19 protein-coding genes and 1 tRNA gene are annotated in these 17,774 nt (G+C 73.1%); 6 read left to right on the top strand and 14 right to left on the bottom strand.

The annotated features are described in order from the left end of the window. Position 1 precedes the first annotated feature (1 nt). Positions 2-946, bottom strand: a complete 945-nt coding sequence (locus CNX65_RS00400) for a DUF5926 family protein (protein ID WP_096490985.1) — start codon at positions 944-946, stop codon at positions 2-4. 19 nt (positions 947-965) lie between these two features. Beyond that, entirely contained in the window at positions 966-1,664 is a 699-nt protein-coding gene (locus CNX65_RS00395) for a glycerophosphodiester phosphodiesterase (protein ID WP_096490984.1), read from the bottom strand. 120 nt (positions 1,665-1,784) lie between these two features. On the opposite strand from CNX65_RS00395, the gene CNX65_RS00390 reads away from it, so the two are divergent. Beyond that, complete coding sequence (locus CNX65_RS00390) at positions 1,785-3,017, top strand: cytochrome P450 (RefSeq protein ID WP_096490983.1); 1,233 nt, start codon at positions 1,785-1,787, stop codon at positions 3,015-3,017. Between the two features lie 28 nt (positions 3,018-3,045). Here CNX65_RS00390 and CNX65_RS00385 read toward each other — a convergent pair whose 3' ends face one another. The 9 genes from CNX65_RS00385 to CNX65_RS00345 form a co-directional block, all read right to left on the bottom strand. After that, entirely contained in the window at positions 3,046-4,086 is a 1,041-nt protein-coding gene (locus tag CNX65_RS00385; RefSeq protein WP_096490982.1) for a glycerophosphodiester phosphodiesterase family protein, read from the bottom strand. 90 nt (positions 4,087-4,176) lie between these two features. Further along, positions 4,177-5,085 (bottom strand): DUF4328 domain-containing protein, encoded by a 909-nt coding sequence (locus CNX65_RS00380; protein WP_096490981.1) that lies wholly within the window; start codon positions 5,083-5,085, stop codon positions 4,177-4,179. 1 nt (position 5,086) lies between these two features. Beyond that, on the bottom strand, positions 5,087-5,434 hold the full coding sequence (locus CNX65_RS00375; protein WP_096490980.1) for a rhodanese-like domain-containing protein: 348 nt from the start codon (positions 5,432-5,434) through the stop codon (positions 5,087-5,089). A gap of 174 nt (positions 5,435-5,608) precedes the next feature. Next, positions 5,609-7,195 (bottom strand): solute symporter family protein, encoded by a 1,587-nt coding sequence (locus tag CNX65_RS00370; RefSeq protein ID WP_096490979.1) that lies wholly within the window; start codon positions 7,193-7,195, stop codon positions 5,609-5,611. After that, entirely contained in the window at positions 7,192-7,548 is a 357-nt protein-coding gene (locus CNX65_RS00365; RefSeq protein ID WP_096490978.1) for a DUF485 domain-containing protein, read from the bottom strand. Before CNX65_RS00365 ends, CNX65_RS00370 begins: the two co-directional genes overlap by 4 nt. A 293-nt stretch (positions 7,549-7,841) precedes the next feature. After that, positions 7,842-9,653, bottom strand: coding sequence for a sodium/solute symporter (locus CNX65_RS00360; RefSeq protein WP_096490977.1), 1,812 nt, complete (start codon positions 9,651-9,653; stop codon positions 7,842-7,844). Positions 9,654-9,656: 3 nt separating this feature from the next. Next, positions 9,657-10,079: a hypothetical protein gene (locus CNX65_RS00355; RefSeq protein WP_096490976.1), complete on the bottom strand. Its 423-nt coding sequence runs from the start codon at positions 10,077-10,079 to the stop codon at positions 9,657-9,659. Continuing rightward, the gene (locus tag CNX65_RS00350; RefSeq protein WP_096490975.1) at positions 10,076-10,903 is read right to left on the bottom strand and encodes a LytR/AlgR family response regulator transcription factor; all 828 of its coding nucleotides are present in this window, start codon (positions 10,901-10,903) and stop codon (positions 10,076-10,078) included. Before CNX65_RS00350 ends, CNX65_RS00355 begins: the two co-directional genes overlap by 4 nt. Positions 10,904-10,999: 96 nt before the next feature. Beyond that, positions 11,000-11,872: a S49 family peptidase gene (locus CNX65_RS00345; RefSeq protein ID WP_096490974.1), complete on the bottom strand. Its 873-nt coding sequence runs from the start codon at positions 11,870-11,872 to the stop codon at positions 11,000-11,002. Positions 11,873-11,912: 40 nt separating this feature from the next. Between CNX65_RS00345 and CNX65_RS35910 the strand changes: the two genes are divergently transcribed. After that, positions 11,913-12,080: a hypothetical protein gene (locus tag CNX65_RS35910; RefSeq protein ID WP_012782702.1), complete on the top strand. Its 168-nt coding sequence runs from the start codon at positions 11,913-11,915 to the stop codon at positions 12,078-12,080. 4 nt (positions 12,081-12,084) lie between these two features. Here CNX65_RS35910 and CNX65_RS00340 read toward each other — a convergent pair whose 3' ends face one another. The 3 genes from CNX65_RS00340 to CNX65_RS00330 all read right to left on the bottom strand — a co-directional run bounded on the left by CNX65_RS00340 (position 12,085) and on the right by CNX65_RS00330 (position 15,577). Continuing rightward, positions 12,085-13,344 (bottom strand): sensor histidine kinase, encoded by a 1,260-nt coding sequence (locus tag CNX65_RS00340; RefSeq protein WP_096490973.1) that lies wholly within the window; start codon positions 13,342-13,344, stop codon positions 12,085-12,087. A 247-nt stretch (positions 13,345-13,591) separates the two neighbouring features. Beyond that, positions 13,592-14,029, bottom strand: a complete 438-nt coding sequence (locus CNX65_RS00335; protein WP_096490972.1) for a DUF983 domain-containing protein — start codon at positions 14,027-14,029, stop codon at positions 13,592-13,594. A gap of 123 nt (positions 14,030-14,152) precedes the next feature. Then, on the bottom strand, positions 14,153-15,577 hold the full coding sequence (locus CNX65_RS00330; protein ID WP_232519652.1) for a sigma-70 family RNA polymerase sigma factor: 1,425 nt from the start codon (positions 15,575-15,577) through the stop codon (positions 14,153-14,155). A gap of 238 nt (positions 15,578-15,815) precedes the next feature. Here CNX65_RS00330 and CNX65_RS00325 point away from each other — a divergent pair, with 238 nt between their 5' ends. From CNX65_RS00325 to CNX65_RS00310, 4 genes are all read left to right on the top strand, one after another. After that, the gene (locus tag CNX65_RS00325) at positions 15,816-16,211 is read left to right on the top strand and encodes a DUF7674 family protein (RefSeq protein WP_096490970.1); all 396 of its coding nucleotides are present in this window, start codon (positions 15,816-15,818) and stop codon (positions 16,209-16,211) included. Between the two features lie 42 nt (positions 16,212-16,253). After that, a tRNA-Gly gene (locus tag CNX65_RS00320) sits at positions 16,254-16,326 on the top strand. A 164-nt stretch (positions 16,327-16,490) separates the two neighbouring features. Further along, positions 16,491-16,916 carry an OsmC family peroxiredoxin gene (locus tag CNX65_RS00315; protein ID WP_096490969.1) on the top strand — a complete coding sequence of 142 codons (426 nt, stop codon included), beginning with the start codon at positions 16,491-16,493 and terminating at the stop codon, positions 16,914-16,916. Positions 16,917-17,007: 91 nt separating this feature from the next. After that, entirely contained in the window at positions 17,008-17,226 is a 219-nt protein-coding gene (locus CNX65_RS00310; protein ID WP_096490968.1) for a hypothetical protein, read from the top strand. Positions 17,227-17,774: the final 548 nt, after the last annotated feature.

Below are 17,774 nucleotides of genomic sequence, written 5' to 3'. Positions count from 1 at the left end.
CCTAGCGGAGGGTGATCTGCCGTCCCCGCAGGCCGTCCCGCGACCGCCGCTCCGCCTCGCTCAGCGGCTCGGGGTCCAGGCTCGCCAGCGCGTCCAGCAGCCGCTTGCCCAGCGCCTCGGCCGGACCCGCCCACTCGCTGGAGTGCGACTCCCGGTCCAGGTCCCACACCGGCACGAGCAGGCCGTGCGCGCGGAACGAGCCCGCGTAGCGGGTGCCCTCGCCCAGGTCCAGCTCGCCGCGCACGGACAGCCGCGCCAGCGCCGCCAGCAGCTGCTCCTCCGGCTCCGGGCGCACCCAGCGCAGGTGCGCCTTGTCGCCCGCGTCCACCCAGTAGGCGGCCGTCACGCCGGGCGCGTCGACCCGCTCGGTCGGCAGGATCGCCGCGTTCGCCCGCTCCAGGGACAGCGCGACGTCGCCTGCGGGCTCGTTGCCCGGCGGCATCCACCACGCGAAGTCGGTGTGCAGCTCGGGGCTGACCGAGGCCTCGGCGTCCAGCAGGTCCTGCAGGCGGCCGGGGTTGGTCCCGTCCTCCGGGCCGACCACGGGCAGCACGTCGCCGGTCTCGGCGGTGTAGGCCCACTGCACGGCGCGGGCCAGGTCGCGGCTCAGGTCACCGGAGCGGGTCTGCACCTGGAGGCCGACGAACGCGGTGCCGTCGGCGCGCACCAGGCCCGCGGCGGCCATCGGCAGCACCGAGGCCAGCACGACCTCGCGCGGCGCGTCCTTGAGCGGCAGCTTCACCGTCGCCGAGGGCACGAACTCCCGCAGCGCGATCAGCTCCGCCTCCGACGCCAGCCCCGCGAAGGGCCGGGCGACGATGACGTCGGCCCCGCCGTCCGCGCCCCCGTGGCACGCCTTGTAGCGCTTGCCGGAGCCGCACGGGCACGGCTGGCGCGGGTTCACCCCGTCCGCCGACTTGCTCTTCACAGCCGTCCGCTTGGCCACGACTAAGCCTCCTCCTGGTTCAGGGGGCCAAGTCTGCCGCAAGGATCTTGCGGGTTCGCGCCGGGTGGTTGGTCGCCAGGTAGCGCACGCCCCGCTCGCGGCACAGGTCGATGTCGGGCGCGGTGTCCACCGTCCAGCAGTAAGCGCCCCGGCCGCGGCCCGGCGAGCGGCGCAGCAGGGACACGCCGGGCCCCGGCAGATCCGCCCATTCGGGTAGCCGCTGGGGCCACAGCCGGTCGAGCAGCCAGACCGTGGGGACGGTGGGGGCGAGCGCTTTGAAGCGGCGCACCGCGAGCGCGGAGAACGACATCATGCGCACGTCCAGCGAGTGCCGGGCCAGCTCCTCGGCGAGCCTGGCCTCCACCAGGCCGCCGGTGCGCACCGGGTGCTTGGTCTCCACGAACAGCGCGGTCCCGTGGTCGGCGGCCAGACCCGCCAGCTCCGCGAAGGTCAGCACGGGGGCCGGGTCGCCGCCGTGCCAGGAGCCGAAGTCGAGCGCGCGCAGCTCGGCGAGGGTGAGCGCGCCGACCGCGCCCCGCCCGTCGCTGGTGCGGGAGACGGTGCGGTCGTGGACGCAGACCAGCTGCTCGTCCCTGGTCAGGCGGACGTCGCACTCCAGCGCGTCGGCGCCCTCGGCGATCGCCAGCTCGTAGGCGGCGAGGGTGTGCTCGGGCAGGGCCGCGGAGGCGCCTCGGTGGGCGACCACTTCGGGGGACACGGGCCTGGATGCTCCCCGGTGGTCGCGGGTGGCGGCAAGCGCTCGCCGCGCGGGTCACAGCGGGCGGGACCCCCATCGGGTCACGGTCGGCCGTCCCTTCGGACGGGTGTCGCGTTTCCGATGGACGCGAGCGGTCCTCAAGACCTACCGTCCGGGGTCGTGGCGCCTTTCGACCAGAACGACCCCTCCTTCATCGCCGACCCGTACCCGGTCTTCGCCGCGCTGCGCGCCCAGGGCGAGGTGCACTGGCACGACGGGATGGGGCTCGCGGTCGCCGTGTCCCACGCCGCGTCGTCGGCGGTGCTGCGGCACCGGAGCCTCGGCAGGCTGTGGACGGACGCCAAGCCGCTGGAGGAGTTCGCCTCGTTCAACCTGCTGCACCGGAACTCGCTGCTGGAGAACGAGGGCGCGACGCACGCCCGGCTGCGGCGGCTGGTGTCGGCGGCGTTCGGGCGCGGGCACGTGGAGCGGCTGCGGCCCCGGATCGCGGAGCTGGCGGACCGGCTGGTCGACGGGCTGGTCGAGCGGGTGCGCGCGGACGGGTCGGCCGACCTGCTGGAGCACGTGGCCGGGCCGCTGCCGGTGGAGGTGATCGCCGAGCTGCTGGGGGTGCCGCACTCGGAGCGGTCGCTGCTCCAGCCGTGGTCGAACGCGATCGTGAAGATGTACGAGCACGGGCTGCCCGAGGACAAGCGGGCGGCGGCGGAGCGGGCGGCGCGGGAGTTCGTGGCGTACCTGCGGGAGGTCGTGGCGCTGCGGCGGCGGCAGCCGGGCGACGACCTCGTGTCCGACCTGGTCGCGGTGACCGACTCGGACGGGGCCCGGCTGAGCGAGGACGAGCTGGTGGCCACGGCGGTGCTGCTGCTGATGGCGGGGCACGAGGCGACCGTGAACGTGATCGGCAACGGGGTGCTGGCGCTGGTGGGGCACCGCGACCAGTGGGAGCGGCTGGTGGCCGACCCCGGTCTGCTGGAGACCGCCGTCGAGGAGCTGATCCGGTACGACTCGCCGCTGCAGTTGTTCGAGCGGACCGCGACCAGGCGGGTGGAGATCGCCGGGCACGTGGTGGAGGAGGGCGCGAAGATCGCGGCCCTGCTCGGCGCGGCGGCGCGCGACCCGGAGGTGTTCGAGCGGCCGGACGAGTTCGACGTGGGGCGCACGCCCAACCAGCACCTCGGGTTCGGCATGGGCATCCACTACTGCCTCGGCGCGCCGCTCGCCCGGATCGAGGTGCAGGCGGCGGTGGACGCGCTGCGGCGCAAGCTGCCGGGGATGGAGCTGGCGGCGGAGCCGAGGCGGCGGGAGGAGTTCGTGATCCGGGGGCTGCACGAGCTGCCGCTGGGCGCGGGCTGAGCCCCTGCCGCGCCGCCGGTGGTGGCGCTCAGCGGTGGTGGCGCTGGGGCAGGCGGTAGCCCAGGTCCGCCAGGACGGCGCGCAGCCGGTCCGGGTAGTCGGTGATCAGGCCGTCCACGCCGTCGCGGATGAGCTTGCGCATGGTGGCGGGGTCGTTGACGGTCCACGGGACGACCTCCAGCCCGTTCCGGTGCGCGTCCTCGACCAGTGCCCCGGTGGTGAACGGGACGTAGTCGGGGTCGCCGACCTTCCCGTTCTGCGGGTTGCCGTGCACCGGGGACAGCGCGGAGGCGCCGAAGCTGCGGGCGGCGCGGGCCGGGCTGCCGCCGAAGTCGGCCAGGTCGAGGCCGCCGGTCCAGGGCGAGCCGGGGGCGAGGAACTCGGGCTGGGTCAGGGCGATCACCGGCAGTCGCGGGGCGACCTTCCGCCACAGCATCAGGGTCCCCCAGTCGAAGGACTGGATGGTCACGTTGCGCTCGAAGCCGGAGCGGCGGATCTCGCGCCAGGTGACGTCGACGAACTGCTCGCGGGGCGCGGTCTCGTGCGGCGCGGCGGCCTCGACCTTGGTCTCCACGTTGAACCGGACGTCGTGCGCCCGGTAGCGGCGGGCGAGGGCGAACACCTCGGCGAGGGTGGGCATCCGGGCGCCGGGCGAGAGCTCCTGGTCCGGGTGCTGGGCCGAGCGGCGGGAGCCGCAGTCGAGCGTGCGGACCTGGGCGAAGTCCAGGTCCTTGACGTACTTGCCCGCGTAGGGGAACTCGGGGTCGCCGGGGCGGGCGGGGGCGGTGTCGACGCACTTGGCGGGGTTGGTCCTGCGGTCGTGCGTGACGACCTCGCGGCCGTCCCTGGTGATCTGGACGTCCAGCTCCAGGGTGGTGACGCCGACCTCCAGGGCCTTGGCGAACGCGGCGAGCGTGCTCTCGACGGTGAGCCCGATGCCGCCCCGGTGGGCCTGGAGGTCGAAGTCGCGCTTGCCGTGCCCGTGCCCGGCTCCTCCGGTCCCGGCTCCGGCCGAGGCCGCGCCGGGGAGCAGGAGCATCACCACGAGTGCCGCGCCCAGTGCCCGCATGACCTCACCGTGGCAGAGCGGGCGGTCCCCGCTCAGGGCCTGTTCGGGGGACTCCGGGTGAACTCCGGGGAACGCGCGGCGGCGGAGGGGCTACCTGGGGGAACCGGATGCCCTGATCGCGCGCAGCTCGGGCGCCGGGGCGCCCTTCACGCCGACGACGCGCATCCGGCGCAGCGAGGCGGGGTCGAGCGGCAGGAGCAGGGTGGTGATGCTGCGGACCACGACGGCGGTGGTGAGCGCGACGCCCGCGGCGAGCAGGTCGGAGACGGCGTGCAGGAGGACGCCGTCGGCGAGGGCCTGCACGCTGTCCCGGAACGACCAGGCGACGGTGAGGGCGAAGAACAGCGCGGACGTCACCCAGAGCGCCCACCAGCGGAGCAGCAGCTTGGAGGGCTTGGGGCGGGCGTCGGCGGGCAGCCGGAGGGCGGCGTGCTCCAGCTCGGCGAGCACCGAGCCGGGGACGACCAGGTTCACGCCGGGGACGACCAGGCCGAGCACCAGCTCGCGCTCGGAGCGCGAGGGGGCGTAGCCGGAGGCGGCAGCGGCGGCGGCGCGGGCGGCGCGGACCCACAGGAAGGACAGGACGAGCGCGATGGCCGAGGTGATCCCGGCGACGGCCGAGGCGGCGACGACCATGGCGTCGGAGACGCCGACCGTCGTGGCGGACAGCGCGCCGGTGCGGCTGAGCAGGAGCAGGGTGTAGCGCCAGAGCTCGCTGCCCGCTGCCCACAGCGCGGTCATCCCGGCGAGGCCGAGCGCCTGGGAGGCGGTGCGGGCGAGGCGCTGCACCCGGTCGACGCGGTCGAGCGGGCGGGCCTCGTCGAGCGCGACCGAGGTGGGCCAGCGCCAGGCGAGCAGCGGGAAGCCCCAGCGCGGCGGCACCGGGTAGGACGGGGGTCCGGCGTAGGGCCGCCGGGCGCCGCCGAACCGGCGGGCGGGGTAGGCGCCGGGCGGCGGGGTCGCCACCCAGTCCACCCGCATCGGCTGAAGCGGTCGCACGTCAGATGACCTCCGGCTCCACGTCGGGCAGCTCGCCCACCATCGGCCTGCCCTGCATCGCCCAGGTCTGCATCCCGCCGTCGACGTTCACGGCGTCCCACCCGTTGGCGTTGAGGTACTCCGTGACCCGCGCCGACCGCCCGCCCATCCGGCAGACGACGTAGACGACGTCCGCCTCGGGCACCTCCCCGAGCCGCCCGGCGAGCTCGCTCATGGGGATGTGCACCGCACCGGGAGCGTGCCCGGCGGCCCACTCGTCGACCTCGCGCACGTCGAGCAGCACGGCGCCCTCGGGCAGCTCGGCGGGAACGTCGGACACCTCAACGCTGGGAACCGTCACACGGGACATGCTGCCACGGGTGGCATCGGGAGGGCATGAAGCCACAACTCGCGTGGCGCGCGCGTTCGACGCCCCCGGTGGGGGATCGACGCCCGCTGCGGCGGGGATCGCGGCCCGCGCGCCGGAGGGCCGCCCCCGCCTGCAGCGGGGACGGCCCTCCGGGTGTTCGGCGGGTCGGGTCCGTCAGTGCGAGGTGGCCTTCTCCGCACCGGCGCCGGTCAGGGCGCGGACCTCCATCTCGGCGTACTTCGCCGGGTTCTTCTCCTTCGACAGGACCGTGCCCAGGTAGCCCAGCAGGAACGCCAGCGGGATCGAGATGATGCCGGGGTTCGACAGGGGGAACAGGTCGAAGTCCATCGTCGGGAACATCGAGGTCGGCTTGCCGGAGACCGCGGGCGACAGGACGATCAGCACCAGGGTCACCGACAGGCCGCCGTAGATGCTCCACAGGGCGCCCGCCGTGTTGAAGCGCTTCCAGAACAGCGAGTACAGGATCGTCGGCAGGTTCGCCGACGCCGCGACCGCGAACGCCAGCGCCACCAGGAACGCCACGTTCTGGCCGTTCGCCGCGATGCCGCCGAGGATGGACACGACGCCGATGACGATGGCCGTCCGCCGCGCCACCTTCACCTCCGCGTCCTTGTCCTCCACCTGCCCCTTCTTGATCACGTTGGCGTAGATGTCGTGCGCGAACGACGCCGACGCGGTGATGGTCAGCCCGGCGACGACCGCGAGGATCGTCGCGAACGCGACCGCCGCGATCAGGCCCAGCAGCAGCGGGCCGCCGATCGCCTCGGCCAGCAGCGGGGCCGCCGAGTTCGCCTTGCCCGGCGCCGCGTTGATCTTGTCGGGGCCGACCAGGGCCGCCGCGCCGTAGCCCAGGACCAGGGTGAACAGGTAGAACAGGCCGATCAGCCAGATCGCCCACACGACCGACCTGCGCGCCTCCTTCGCGGTGGGCACCGTGTAGAAGCGCATCAGGATGTGCGGCAGGCCCGCGGTGCCGAGCACCAGCGCGAGGCCGAGCGAGAGGAAGTCCAGCTTCGTCGTGCCGGTGGCCCCGTACTGCAGGCCCGGCCCGAGCAGCTTCTCCCCCGCCTTCGGCGCGTTGTCGACCGCCGCGCCGAGCAGCGTGGACAGGTTGAACCCGTACTTCGCCAGCACCCAGACGGTCATCACGCCCGCGCCGACGATCAGCAGCACGGCCTTGATGATCTGCACCCAGGTGGTGCCCTTCATGCCGCCGATCAGCACGTACGCGATCATCAGCGCGCCGACCACCGCGATCACGATCGCCTGGCCGCCCTTGCCGGTGATGCCGAGCAGCAGCGCCACCAGGCCGCCCGCGCCCGCCATCTGCGCCAGCAGGTAGAAGAACGACACGACCATGGTCGACGTGGCCGCCGCCGCGCGGACCGGGCGCTGGCGCATCCGGAAGCTCAGCACGTCGCCCATCGTGTACTTGCCGGTGTTGCGCAGCAGCTCCGCGACCAGCAGCAGCGCCACCAGCCAGGCCACCAGGAAGCCGATGGAGTACAGGAACCCGTCGTACCCGTAGACCGCGATCGCGCCCGCGATGCCCAGGAACGACGCGGCGGACAGGTAGTCGCCCGCGATGGCGATGCCGTTCTGCGGGCCGGTGAACGCGCGGCCCGCCGCCAGGTAGTCCGCCGCGGTCTTGGTGTTGCGGCTGGCCCGGATGACCACGACCAGGGTCGCCGCGACGAAGAGCCCGAAGATGCCGATGTTCAGGACGGCGTTGGTGTTCACGCGTCGCCCCCTTCGAGCTCGTGCCGGATCTTCTCGGCGGTCGGGTCGAGGTTCCGGTTCGCGTGCCGCACGTACAGCGCGGTGATCGCGAACGTGGACGCGAACTGGAGGAGCCCGAGCACCAGGCCCACGTTGACGTTCCCGACCAGCTTGGTCGACATGAACCCGTGCGCGTAGTCCGCCAGCAGCACGTAGAGCACGTACCAGGTCAGGAACAGGCCCGCCATGGGGAAGACGAACGTCCGCAGCCTGCGGCGCAGCTCGGTGAACTCGGGGCTGGACTGCACCGCCACCCAGTCGGTGCTGTCGGGGGAACCGGGGGTGGGCCCGGCGGAGTCCTCGGTGGTGCTCACAGGTCCCCTCCTCGCGTACTCGGCGACGATGTCGGCGGCATGAACGGCACGTAAGTCCTCCTGGTGCGTTCTGGTACGCCGAGGACCGTAAAGAGACGTAGGTCACTCCGGGTAGTCCCTGAACGTGCTATTGCGCCCAACTGTCGAGTGATGCGACGAGCGGTAGGGAAAGTGAGACGAAGGGATAACGCGGTGAGCAACATCACCGTTCACCGGACGGTGTGAACCCCACCACCCGGTTGGCGCTGCCGATTGGCCGACCAGCGCACGTCCCGCACCCCTCGTCCGCCCGCTCAGCCCTCCGCCCCGGCCGCGCCCCGGTGCTGCCCCTCGCCCGCCCTGCGCGCGCCGCCGGACGCGAACCGCGCCCCCCGGTCGCGCATGAACCCCAGCCGGTCGGGCGCGTGCAGCCGCAGCAGCACCTGGTTCACGTCCGCGGGCTTGCTCGGCTCGGTCAGCTTGCTGATCCAGACCATGGTCAGGAACGCGATCGGCACCGTCACCAGCGCGGGCTGCGCCAGCAGCGCGGGCGCCCAGTCCCCCGTCGCCTTGCTCACCGCCGTCACCACCTGCGACAGGATCACCAGCCCGCCGCCGACGACCAGCCCGGCCACCGCGCCGACCCAGGTCAGCCCGCGCCACCAGATGCCCAGCAGCAGCAGCGGGCAGAACGTCGACGCGGCCAGCGCGAACGACATCGCCACGGTCAGCGAGGCGTCGCTGCGCGGCAGCAGCAGCGCGAGCCCGATCGCGACCGCGCCGGTCAGCACCGTCGCCCACCGGAAGTCCCGCACCTTGCCGCGCAGGATGTCCGTGGACACCACCCCGGCCACGCTCACCACCAGCCCGGACGAGGTGGACAGGAACGCCGCGAACGCGCCCGCCGCCACCACCGCGCCCAGGATCTGCCCGAGCACCCCCGGCAGCACCGTGTGCGGCAGCAGCAGCACCGCCGCGTCGGTCTTGCCGGTCACCAGCAGCTGCGGCAGGTACAGCCGGGAGATCACCCCGAGCACGGTCGGGAAGACGTAGAACAGCCCCAGCAGGTACAGCACGTGCAGCGCCGTGCGCCGCGCCGCCTTCCCGTCCGGGTTCGTGTAGAACCGCACCAGCACGTGCGGCAGCCCCATCGTGCCCAGGAACGTCGCGAAGATCAGCGAGTAGGTCTCGAACAGCCCGCCCAGCCCGTCGGTCTGCGGGCGCAGCCACACGTCGTTCGCGCTCGGCGCGCCCTCCACCACCGGCACCGGCGAGCCCGCCGTGAACCTCAGCTCGGTGCCCTTGGCCACCGAGTACACCTTCGGCGCGCCCCCCGCGTCCGGCCCCCAGTACGCGGGCCCGTCCGCGCGCGCCCCGTCCACCTCGCCGACCACGTGCAGCTTGGTCAGCGAGGTCACCTCCAGCCGCACCGGGTCGACGGTGGTCACGGTGACCGGCTCGTGGAACAGCAGCACGCCCTCGGCGTCCACGGACTGCGCGCTGTTGCCCGGCCCGGCCAGGAACACCGCGAACAGCACGAACGTCGGCGCCGAGATGGCGAACAGCTTGCCCCAGTACTGGAACGCCTGGACCAGCGTGATCGCCCGCATCCCGCCGCCGAGCACGTTGGCCACCACGATCAGCGTCACCAGCACGCCGCCCAGCCACGCGGGCAGCCCGGTGATCGTGTTCAGCGTCAGCCCGGCGCTCTGCAGCTGCGGCACCAGGTACAGCACCCCGATGCACACCACGAAGAACGTGCAGAAGTGCCGGAGCTTGCGCGACCCGAGCCGCGCCTCGGCGAAGTCGGGCAGGGTGTACGCGCCCGAGCGGCGCAGCGGCGCGGCGACGAACAGCATCATCGCCAGGTAGCCCGCGGTGAAGCCGATCGGGTACCAGAGCGCGTCGACGCCGTCCTTGAGGATCAGCCCGGCGACGCCGAGGAACGAGGCCGCCGACAGGTACTCGCCGGAGATCGCCGCCGCGTTGCGGGTGGCGGGCACCGCGCGCCGGGCGACCAGGAAGTCCGGGGTGGTGTTGGCCCGGCGGGAACCCACGTAGCCCAGCAGGAACGTGACCACCGCGACCACGGCGACCAGGCTCAGGCTCCACAGGTTCTGCACCATGGCTCAGCGGTCGACCATGCTGACGAAGTCGCGCTCGTGCCGCTCGGCCTGCCTGCGGCTGAGCAGCCCGACCAGGTAGAACAGCGGGAACGGCACCAGCCCGAGCAGCAGCCACGGCAGGCGCACCCCGAACAGCTGCACCTCGGACAGGTCGACCAGGTAGAACAGCAGCGGCAGCAGCGCGACGGCCAGCAGCGTCCCGCCGCCGAGCACGAACGCGGTGCGCAGCTGCTGCCTGATCAGGTCGCGGACCAGCTTCTCGCCGACGCTGGTCTGCTCCTCCAGTTCGATGATCGTGCGCAGCACCCGGCCCCGGCCCTTGGGGTCGGCCAGCACGACGCGCCTGCGCCGGGGCTTGCGGCCCTGCGCGGGCGCGGGCTCGCCGGGCGCGGGCTGCTCCGCAGGCGGTCCGGGCTGCTCGCTCATCCCCAGTTGCCCTTCGGCGGGCGCACGATCCGCTCCTTCAGGTCCCTGGTGTGCCTGCGGCTCACCGGCAGCTCCTTCGCCCCCTCACCGCTGCCGATGACCACCGCGTAGCCGTTGGACGTCATCCGCAGCTCGGTCACCAGCGGCAGCGCGACCAGGAAGGAGCGGTGGATGCGCACGAACCCCGCGTTCTCCCAGCGCTCCTCCAGCTGGGCCAGCGGGATGCGCACGAGGTGGCTCTGGCCGTCGTTGGTGTGCAGCCGAGCGTAGTCGCCCTGGGCCTCGACGTAGCGGACGCTGGCCCTCGGCACGAGCTTGATCGTTCCACCGAGCTCGACCGGGATGACCTCGTCGTCCTGGGAGTCGGCGGCGTTCGGCTCCGGCGCGGCGGCAGCCGCCGACACCGAGTTGACCCGGTCGACCACGCGCGCGATGGCCTTGTTGACCCGGTCGCTGTTGATCGGCTTGGTCACGAAGTCGACCGCGCCGACGTCGAACGCCACCACGGCCTCGGAGTGCTCGACGCCGGTGACGAACACCAGCGCGGGCGGCGCGCGGAAGGCGCCGAGCACGCGGGCCAGGTCGGTGCCGCTCAGACCGGGCATGTTGATGTCGGCGAACACCGCGTCCACCGGGGGCTGGCCCGCCTCCTGGCGCTCCATCACCTCGGTGTCGTAGTCGCCCCTGAGGATGCGCAGCGCCTCCGCCGCGTCGAACGCGGTCAGCACGCGGCGGATGTGCGGGCTGCTCTCCAGCAGGAACTTGATCTCGTCCAGACCTGGCGCCTCGTCGTCCACCGCCAGGACGAGGAGGCCGGAGCTCATTGGCGTACTCACTGTGCCGCGCATCTTGCCGATCAGGGTGGGGTCGTGTCCACGCCGGGGACCGCGCGCCGGGCCCGCGTCACGCCGACGAGGGGTTCACAAGCCGAATCGGGACCAGCGCGCGCGCTCCTCCAGGCTCGCCAGCGCCTGCGTCACGAAGTCACCCGATCGTGTGGACGCCGCGTTGCCGACGCCGAGCCTGCTGAGCAGGTTCCTGCGGGGCTCGGCGATGGCGATCTCGGCGTCGGGGTAGCGCTTGCCGATGACGCCGCGCAGCGTGCCCAGCCCGTCGACCAGCCCGAGCTCCAGCGCCCTGGCCCCGGTCCAGACCTCGCCGGTGAACAGGTCGGGCGCGTCGGCGGCCAGCCTGCGCCCCCTGCGCTCGGTGACCCACGCCTTGAACTGCCCGTGCAGCTCGGACTGGAGGGCTTCCAGCCAGGCCACGTCCTCGGCCTTCTCCGGCTGGAACGGGTCGAGCCGCACCTTGCTCTCGCCCGCGCTGTGCACCCGGCGCTCGACGCCGAAGCGCTCCATCAGCCCGGTGAGCCCGAACCCGGAGCTGACGACGCCGATGGAGCCGACCAGCGAGGTGGGGTGCGCGTGGATCTCGTCGGCGGCGCAGGCCAGCCAGTAGCCGCCGGAGGCCGCGACGTCCTCGCAGAACGCCAGCACGGGCACCCGGCGCTTCGCGGCCAGCTCGCGGATCCGGTCGGCGATCAGCGCGGACTGGGTCGGGGCGCCGCCGGGCGAGTTCACCAGCAGCGCCACGGCGACCAGGCGCTCGTGCTCGAAGGCGCGGGTCAGCGCGGACTCGACGGACTGGGCGTTCAGGCTGCCGCGCGCGGCGACCGGTCCGGGGTTCGGGGTGATGACCCCGTGCAGCCGGACCGCGGCGACGACCGGGCTGCGGTCGACCCGGTCGCCGACGATCTTCGGGAGTCGCGAAGCGATCTTGTCGGTCACGCTCATGGTCCCGAGCCTACTGACGTTCCGGCGCTAGCATCGGCTGGTGACGTTCAACCCGATCCGCTGGCTGGAGCGCTACGTCGAGTGGTGGGACGAGCGTGGCCGGAAGAACGCGGACGGCCCCAGCGCGATGCACGTCTACTGGATGTGGATCACCTGGGCGGTGTGCGGGGTGATGCTGGTGACCGCGCTGGCCGTCGCCGCGCGCTAGCGCCTCACGCGCGCAGCACGGCCTGCTCCCCGGTCTCCTCCACGCGCGGGGCCACCAGGGTCAGGTTGGGCCGGACGCCCTGCCGGTACTTGGGGACCTTGAGGATGATCTTCATCCCGGCCTCCGGCGCGGTCTCCACGACCAGCGCGTAGTCGTCGCCGAACACCGCCCGCATCCGGTGGTTGATGTTGCCCAGCCCGACGTGCGCCCCGGTCTGGTGCGCGTCCTTCAGGTCCTCGAACAACCGCTCCGGGTCCATGCCGACGCCGTCGTCCTCGACGCTGATCAGCGCCTCGGCCCCGTTGTCCTCGGCGGTGATCGTGAGCATCCCGCCGCCGGGCTTCTTGGCCAGCCCGTGCCGGACCGCGTTCTCCACCAGCGGTTGCAGGCACAGGAACGGCAGCACGACCTGGAGCACCTCGGGCGCGATGCGCAGCCAAACCTCCAGCCGCGCCCCGTACCGGGCCTGCTCGATGGTCAGGTACCGGTGGATGTTGGTCAGCTCGTCCGACAGCGTCGTGAAGAAGCCGTCGGTGCGGAACGAGTAGCGGGTGAACTCCGCGAACTCCTGCAGCAGCTCCCGCGCGTACACCGGGTCGGTGCGGATCAGCGACGAGATGGTGTTGAGCGCGTTGTAGACGAAGTGCGGCGAGATCTGCGCCCGCAGCGCCCGGACCTCGGCCTGCGCGAGCGCCTGCCGGGACTTCTGCAGCACCTCCAGCTCCAGCTGCGTGGAGACGAACCGCGCGGTCTCCTCCGCCATCCGGATCTGCCGCTTGTTCGGCACCCCGCTGACCACGATCAGCGTGCCCGCGACCTCGGACTCCACGATCAGCGGCACGATCACGGCGCTGTGCATGGGGCACGGCCCGGACAGGTCGCAGTCGAGCTTGCGGTGCTCGACGTGCTCCTTGTGCACCTCGCGGATCGCCTGCTCTATGTGCTCGCGCATCAGCTCGTAGTGGTCCGCCGCGCCGCCGTCCCAGGACAGCACGCTGCCGGTGCTGTCGGTGATGCCGACCGCGACGCAGCGCAGCATCTCCCGCAGGTGCGGGGTGGCCTTGTCCGCCGCCTCCGCCGTCAGGCCCTCCCTCAGGTCGGCCGACGCCTTCGACATGCGGTGGAGCATGTCCATCACGGCGTCCTCGACCGAGGTGCTCACCCTGCGCGCCCGGCAGAGCATCACGAACAGCCCCAGGACGGCCAGGGTGGCGATGACGCCGAGCACCGCCCGCTCGGTCAGGAGATCGCGCACGCCGTCCATGCTGTGGGGTCGGCGTGCTCCAGGCAAGGGGTCTCACCCCGATCATCGTGGGACGATCGGGCTCGGGCGCCGGGAATCACCGCCCGGCCTGCGGTTTTCCGGTTGCGGGTCGGTCGGGTCGATCACCGGTTCCATTGGCGGGCAACGCATTCCGGGCGTGTCGTTGGTCGGGCGAACCGGCTCCGACACCGCGGGCGGGACGTCCGGCGCTCGCGATCACCCGCCGGGGAGGGGCCGCGCCCCCTGGTCAGTCGACCGGCTGCAGCGGACCGTCGATGTCCGGGAGCGAGTACATCTCGATCTTCCTGGCGATGTTGCCGACCTCGTCGCGCACGTTCAGCACGCCGCGCACGTGGCCCACCCAGCGCTCGGGCGGCAGGTCGTCGCCGGTCGCCTTGGACTCGGCGACCACCAGGTGCGGCCTGCGGATCGCCCAGCGGACCGGGAAGAACAGGAACATCATCACCAGCGCGAGGCCGAGCCACGCCGGGACGACGACCTGCTCCGGGGTCCACGCCACGAGCAGCACGCCCATGGCGGCCACGATGGCGAGCATCAGCACACCGGGGCCCTGACCGCCGCTCACGTCGTGCTCGAAGTCGGCGTCGGCGGCGGGGTTGCGCCACTCGACCTGGCTGCGAACCGTCCACATCCGGCCGTCCGCACCGCGCACCAGCCGCGTCATCAACCGTCTCCTCAGACGTCGAGCGATCACTCAGCGTGCTTCAACGGTACCCCTAGGGACGTGAGCCACTGGGGTGAACCCTGCGCCCGCCGCCGGTGGCGCGCTGTGATCAACGGCGGCCGTTCAGCCCACCGGGTAGACCGTCCGGGGGTGCAGGGTGACCGTGGTCGGCGTGACCGCCTGCTCCGGGCTCTGGAGCACCGACGGGCCGGGCCCCAGGTCGGGCTCCTGACCGGTGGTGATCGTGCCGGGCGGCTCGGGGTCCTCCTCGCCCGGCTGGTCCGGGTCGTCCGGCGTGCTCAGCGCGGTGGTGCCGGGGTCCTCCAGCGCGCCGGGGGTCGAGCTCGTGGTGGTCGGCGGCTCGGCCTGCCCGGAACCCGGCTCGCGGGACGCGGGGTCGCCGGGGGGCCGACCGCCGGACGGCGGCTCGCCGGACTGCTGCCGGGTGGTCTGGGGCGCGCCGGTCGGCGGCCCGACCCGGTCACCACCGGTGAGCGGCCCTCGCCCACCGCCGCCCGACGGCCGGTTCGAGGTCGCGGGGCGCGCGGCGCCGTCCCCGGTCGGCGGGAGGCTGGTGGCCGTCCCGGTCAGCGTCACGCTCGGGCGGGGCGTCGGCGGGTCGTCCACCGTGGTGCGCAGCGCGTACGGCCCCGGCTGCACCAGCGCGGGCCCCGGACCGCCGTCGAGCGCGCCCGCCACCACGCCGAACACCCCGACCGCCGCCACCGAGGCCGCGGTCAGCGCCAGCTTCACCTTGCCCGCCACCGGGGCGGCGACCTGCGGCGCGAACGCCAGCGACAGCAGCGCGGGCGCGGCGAGCAGGCCCGCGTGGGCGCGCAGCGTCGAGCAGACCTCGGCCAGCTCGGCGTGCAGCGCGTTGCAGGACGAGCAGGTCCGCAGGTGCTTGCGGATGCGCGCCTGCTCCGCGCCCTGCACCCCGCCCGCCGTGTACGTGCCCAGCTTGGCCACCACCGAGTGGCACGCGCGCGGCCCCCGGTCGTCGGCCAGGTGCGCCTGGAGGTACGCGGCCCGCAGCCCCTCGCGGGCGCGCCTGGCCAGCGCCGCCATCGCGTTGGGGCTGAGCCCGAACGCGGGCGCCACGGCGGACGGCCGCACGCCCTCCACCTCGACCTGCCACAGCACGCTGCGCCACCGCTCCGGCAGGCTGGTGAACGCCCGCGAGATCAGGGTGTGCTCGGCCCGGCTGGCGGTGGCGTCGGGGAACGGCTCGACCCGCCTGCTCAGCTCCTCGTCCTCCACCGGCACGTCGCGCCTGCGCCCGCTCCACTCCCAGGCGACCCGGCGCGCGGTGGTCAGCAGGTAGGTGCGCACGTGCTCGGTGGGGCCGCTGCCCCGGCGGATGGCCTGGAGCACCCGGAAGAACGCCTCGGCGGCGAGGTCGTCGGCCTCGGCGTGCTCGCGGACGTGGCGGAGGGCGAACCTGCGGACGGCGTCCGCGTGCCGGGAGTACAGCTCGCCGAACGCGGCGTCGTCCCCGGCGCGGACCCTCGCGAGCAGTTCCCGGTCGACATCGGCTTCGTCGGCCATCCCGCCCGGCACCTCCAGCCCGAGTCGCGCTCCGATCGCCAAGATGCCACAGCGGGGTGGGGCGACCCCGAAGCCTCGTGGCCCCGGCACCGAAGACCGACCGCTCGTCGTGGGCCGTTCGGGTCAACCGATGCGGCTGTTCCGGTGCAGCGCGCACGGTGACGACCCGGTCACGGCTCGGGGTGTCGCCCGGAGAGAGGGCCCCCACGGGGCACTTCGGGGCGGTAGCGTCCGCCCCGTGGCCGACTGGAGAACGAGAGCCGCGTCACTCCTGCCGGAGCTGACCGCGGTGGTCGAGCGCGAGTCGTGGTCCTGCCACGTGTTCCTGACCGAGCTGTGGCAACTGGCGCTCGACGGGCACCGCGAGGACGACCGCGACCTGCTGACCAGGGTCTACGGGTTCGCCCACTGGTGCTTCCGCCAGGAGCAGTTCCTGGCGAACGCGGCGGTGGTCAGCTTCTACGAGCACGTGTTCGACGAGTGGGAGCTCAGGGACGCGGTCGCGCCCTGGCTGCCGACCGAGGTCGTGGACAAGGTCCGGCCGCTGTGGGAGTGGCGGTGGTCGAAGGAGCGGTTGTCCGAGGTAGACCGGCTGCTGAGCGGTTCGGGCACCCCCGGTGAACGGGCGGTTTGACCCATGGTCTAGAGTTCTCCCTGTCAGACAGCAAGTGGTCAGGCGGATGTAGCGCAGTTGGTAGCGCATCACCTTGCCAAGGTGAGGGTCGCGAGTTCGAGTCTCGTCATCCGCTCTCCGGAAGAGGCCGGTACCCAGTCGGGTACCGGCCTCTTCCGCGTTCCGGGGTCCCGGTGATCTCCGCCCTCCCGGCGTGTCGGCTGTTCCGCGCGCTGCGCGCCCTTCGCGGTAGGTGCTTAGCTGGTCACCGAAAGTTCCCACTCGACCACGGAGTTGCGCATGGCGACCGTTCGCAAGGCCACCACCCACTGGAAGGGCAGCCTGATGGAGGGTGACGGCACCGTCACCCTGGAGTCCTCCGGCATCGGCACCTACGACGTGAGCTGGCCGTCGCGGGCCGAGCAGGCCAATGGCAAGACCAGCCCGGAAGAGCTGATCGCCGCAGCCCACTCCTCGTGCTACTCGATGGCGCTGTCCCACGGCCTCGCCCAGGCGGGCACCCCGCCGCAGCAGGTGGACACCTCCGCCGAGGTCACGTTCAAGCCGGGCACGGGCATCACCGGCATCGCGCTGACCGTGCGCGCGGTCGTCCCCGGCCTGGAGGCGGACGCGTTCGCCGAGGCGGCCGAGACCGCGAAGAAGAACTGCCCGGTGAGCCAGGCGCTCGCGGGGGTCGAGATCACCCTCGACGCCGCTCTCGCCTGATCGGATGAACCTTCACCCCCGTGTGGGCTTGCCCACACGGGGGTGGGGTGACCGTTCGGGTTATCGGCACCCGTTTGGCAAGATCGCGCACGTGACGTTCAGCCATGAGTCTGACCAGTCCAAGCCGAACTACGACCAGCCGACGATCCGCATCGCGCCGGTCGCCCCGATCATCCCGGCCGTTCCGGCCGCCGGGCCGGGGACCGTCCCCCCGGCGCAGCGCCAGCAAGCCCAACCGGTCGCCCGGAAGAGCAAGCTGCGCCGGATCGCCCGCCGGATCGTGGGGCCGACCATCCTGACCAAGAAGTAGCGACCGGCCGGGACGACCAGGCCGGGTCCACGCGGAGGAACCACCCGGCCGGGTGACGCGACCGCGGAACCGGCTCAGGCCACCGCGGTGGGACGGCCCTTCCCGGAGGAACCCGCGATCCGCAGTCCTCCCGGGGGAGGCGCCCCCGATTCCACGGCGCCGCCCGCCCTCGCACCCGCCGGTGTCGCGCGGAGGGGTGAAGAACAGCCCCCCACGGGTGATCGGAATGGCGGTTCCGCCGCACCGGGGGGCCGCACGACGGCGTGCCCGCACCACTGAACCCGCTCCGACGCAGCCCCTCGTCCCGGCGCGATCGGCGAAGGCGGGGGACGTCCAGCTCACCGACGACGATCGCCCGTTCGGCCGCACCGGGTGCCGCTGACCAGCGCTTTCCGCAGAGCGGTGTTTCACGTGGAACACGAGCGGGACGGCGGGTTCGCGTCCCCGAAGGGGCACCGCGCGCGGCGTCGCGCGCAGGTCAGAAGATCAACCGGCCGTCCGCGGGGCTGTGCGAGCATCTGCCCGCGGGGCGAAGTCGTTCACACCGC

Origin of the sequence: Actinosynnema pretiosum (assembly GCF_002354875.1) — a bacterium.
Classification (GTDB): Bacteria; Actinomycetota; Actinomycetes; order Mycobacteriales; family Pseudonocardiaceae; genus Actinosynnema; species Actinosynnema auranticum.
Note: the sequence above shows the minus strand (reverse complement) of the source record. Positions and strands in the feature narration are given on the sequence as shown.

Bases quoted from the DNA above. Each gene is read 5' to 3' on its own strand.
- CNX65_RS00340 (WP_096490973.1), bottom strand. From the start codon at position 13,344: ATGGACGGCGTGCGCGATCTCCTGACCGAGCGGGCGGTGCTCGGCGTC.
- CNX65_RS00335 (WP_096490972.1), bottom strand. From the start codon at position 14,029: ATGACGCGGCTGGTGCGCGGTGCGGACGGCCGGATGTGGACGGTTCGC.
- CNX65_RS00385 (WP_096490982.1), bottom strand. From the start codon at position 4,086: ATGCGGGCACTGGGCGCGGCACTCGTGGTGATGCTCCTGCTCCCCGGC.
- CNX65_RS00390 (WP_096490983.1), top strand. From the start codon at position 1,785: ATGGACGCGAGCGGTCCTCAAGACCTACCGTCCGGGGTCGTGGCGCCT.
- CNX65_RS00360 (WP_096490977.1), bottom strand. From the start codon at position 9,653: ATGGTGCAGAACCTGTGGAGCCTGAGCCTGGTCGCCGTGGTCGCGGTG.
- CNX65_RS00345 (WP_096490974.1), bottom strand. From the start codon at position 11,872: ATGAGCGTGACCGACAAGATCGCTTCGCGACTCCCGAAGATCGTCGGC.
- CNX65_RS00350 (WP_096490975.1), bottom strand. From the start codon at position 10,903: ATGAGCTCCGGCCTCCTCGTCCTGGCGGTGGACGACGAGGCGCCAGGT.
- CNX65_RS00315 (WP_096490969.1), top strand. From the start codon at position 16,491: ATGGCGACCGTTCGCAAGGCCACCACCCACTGGAAGGGCAGCCTGATG.
- CNX65_RS00355 (WP_096490976.1), bottom strand. From the start codon at position 10,079: ATGAGCGAGCAGCCCGGACCGCCTGCGGAGCAGCCCGCGCCCGGCGAG.
- CNX65_RS00375 (WP_096490980.1), bottom strand. From the start codon at position 5,434: ATGTCCCGTGTGACGGTTCCCAGCGTTGAGGTGTCCGACGTTCCCGCC.
- CNX65_RS00330 (WP_232519652.1), bottom strand. From the start codon at position 15,577: ATGGCCGACGAAGCCGATGTCGACCGGGAACTGCTCGCGAGGGTCCGC.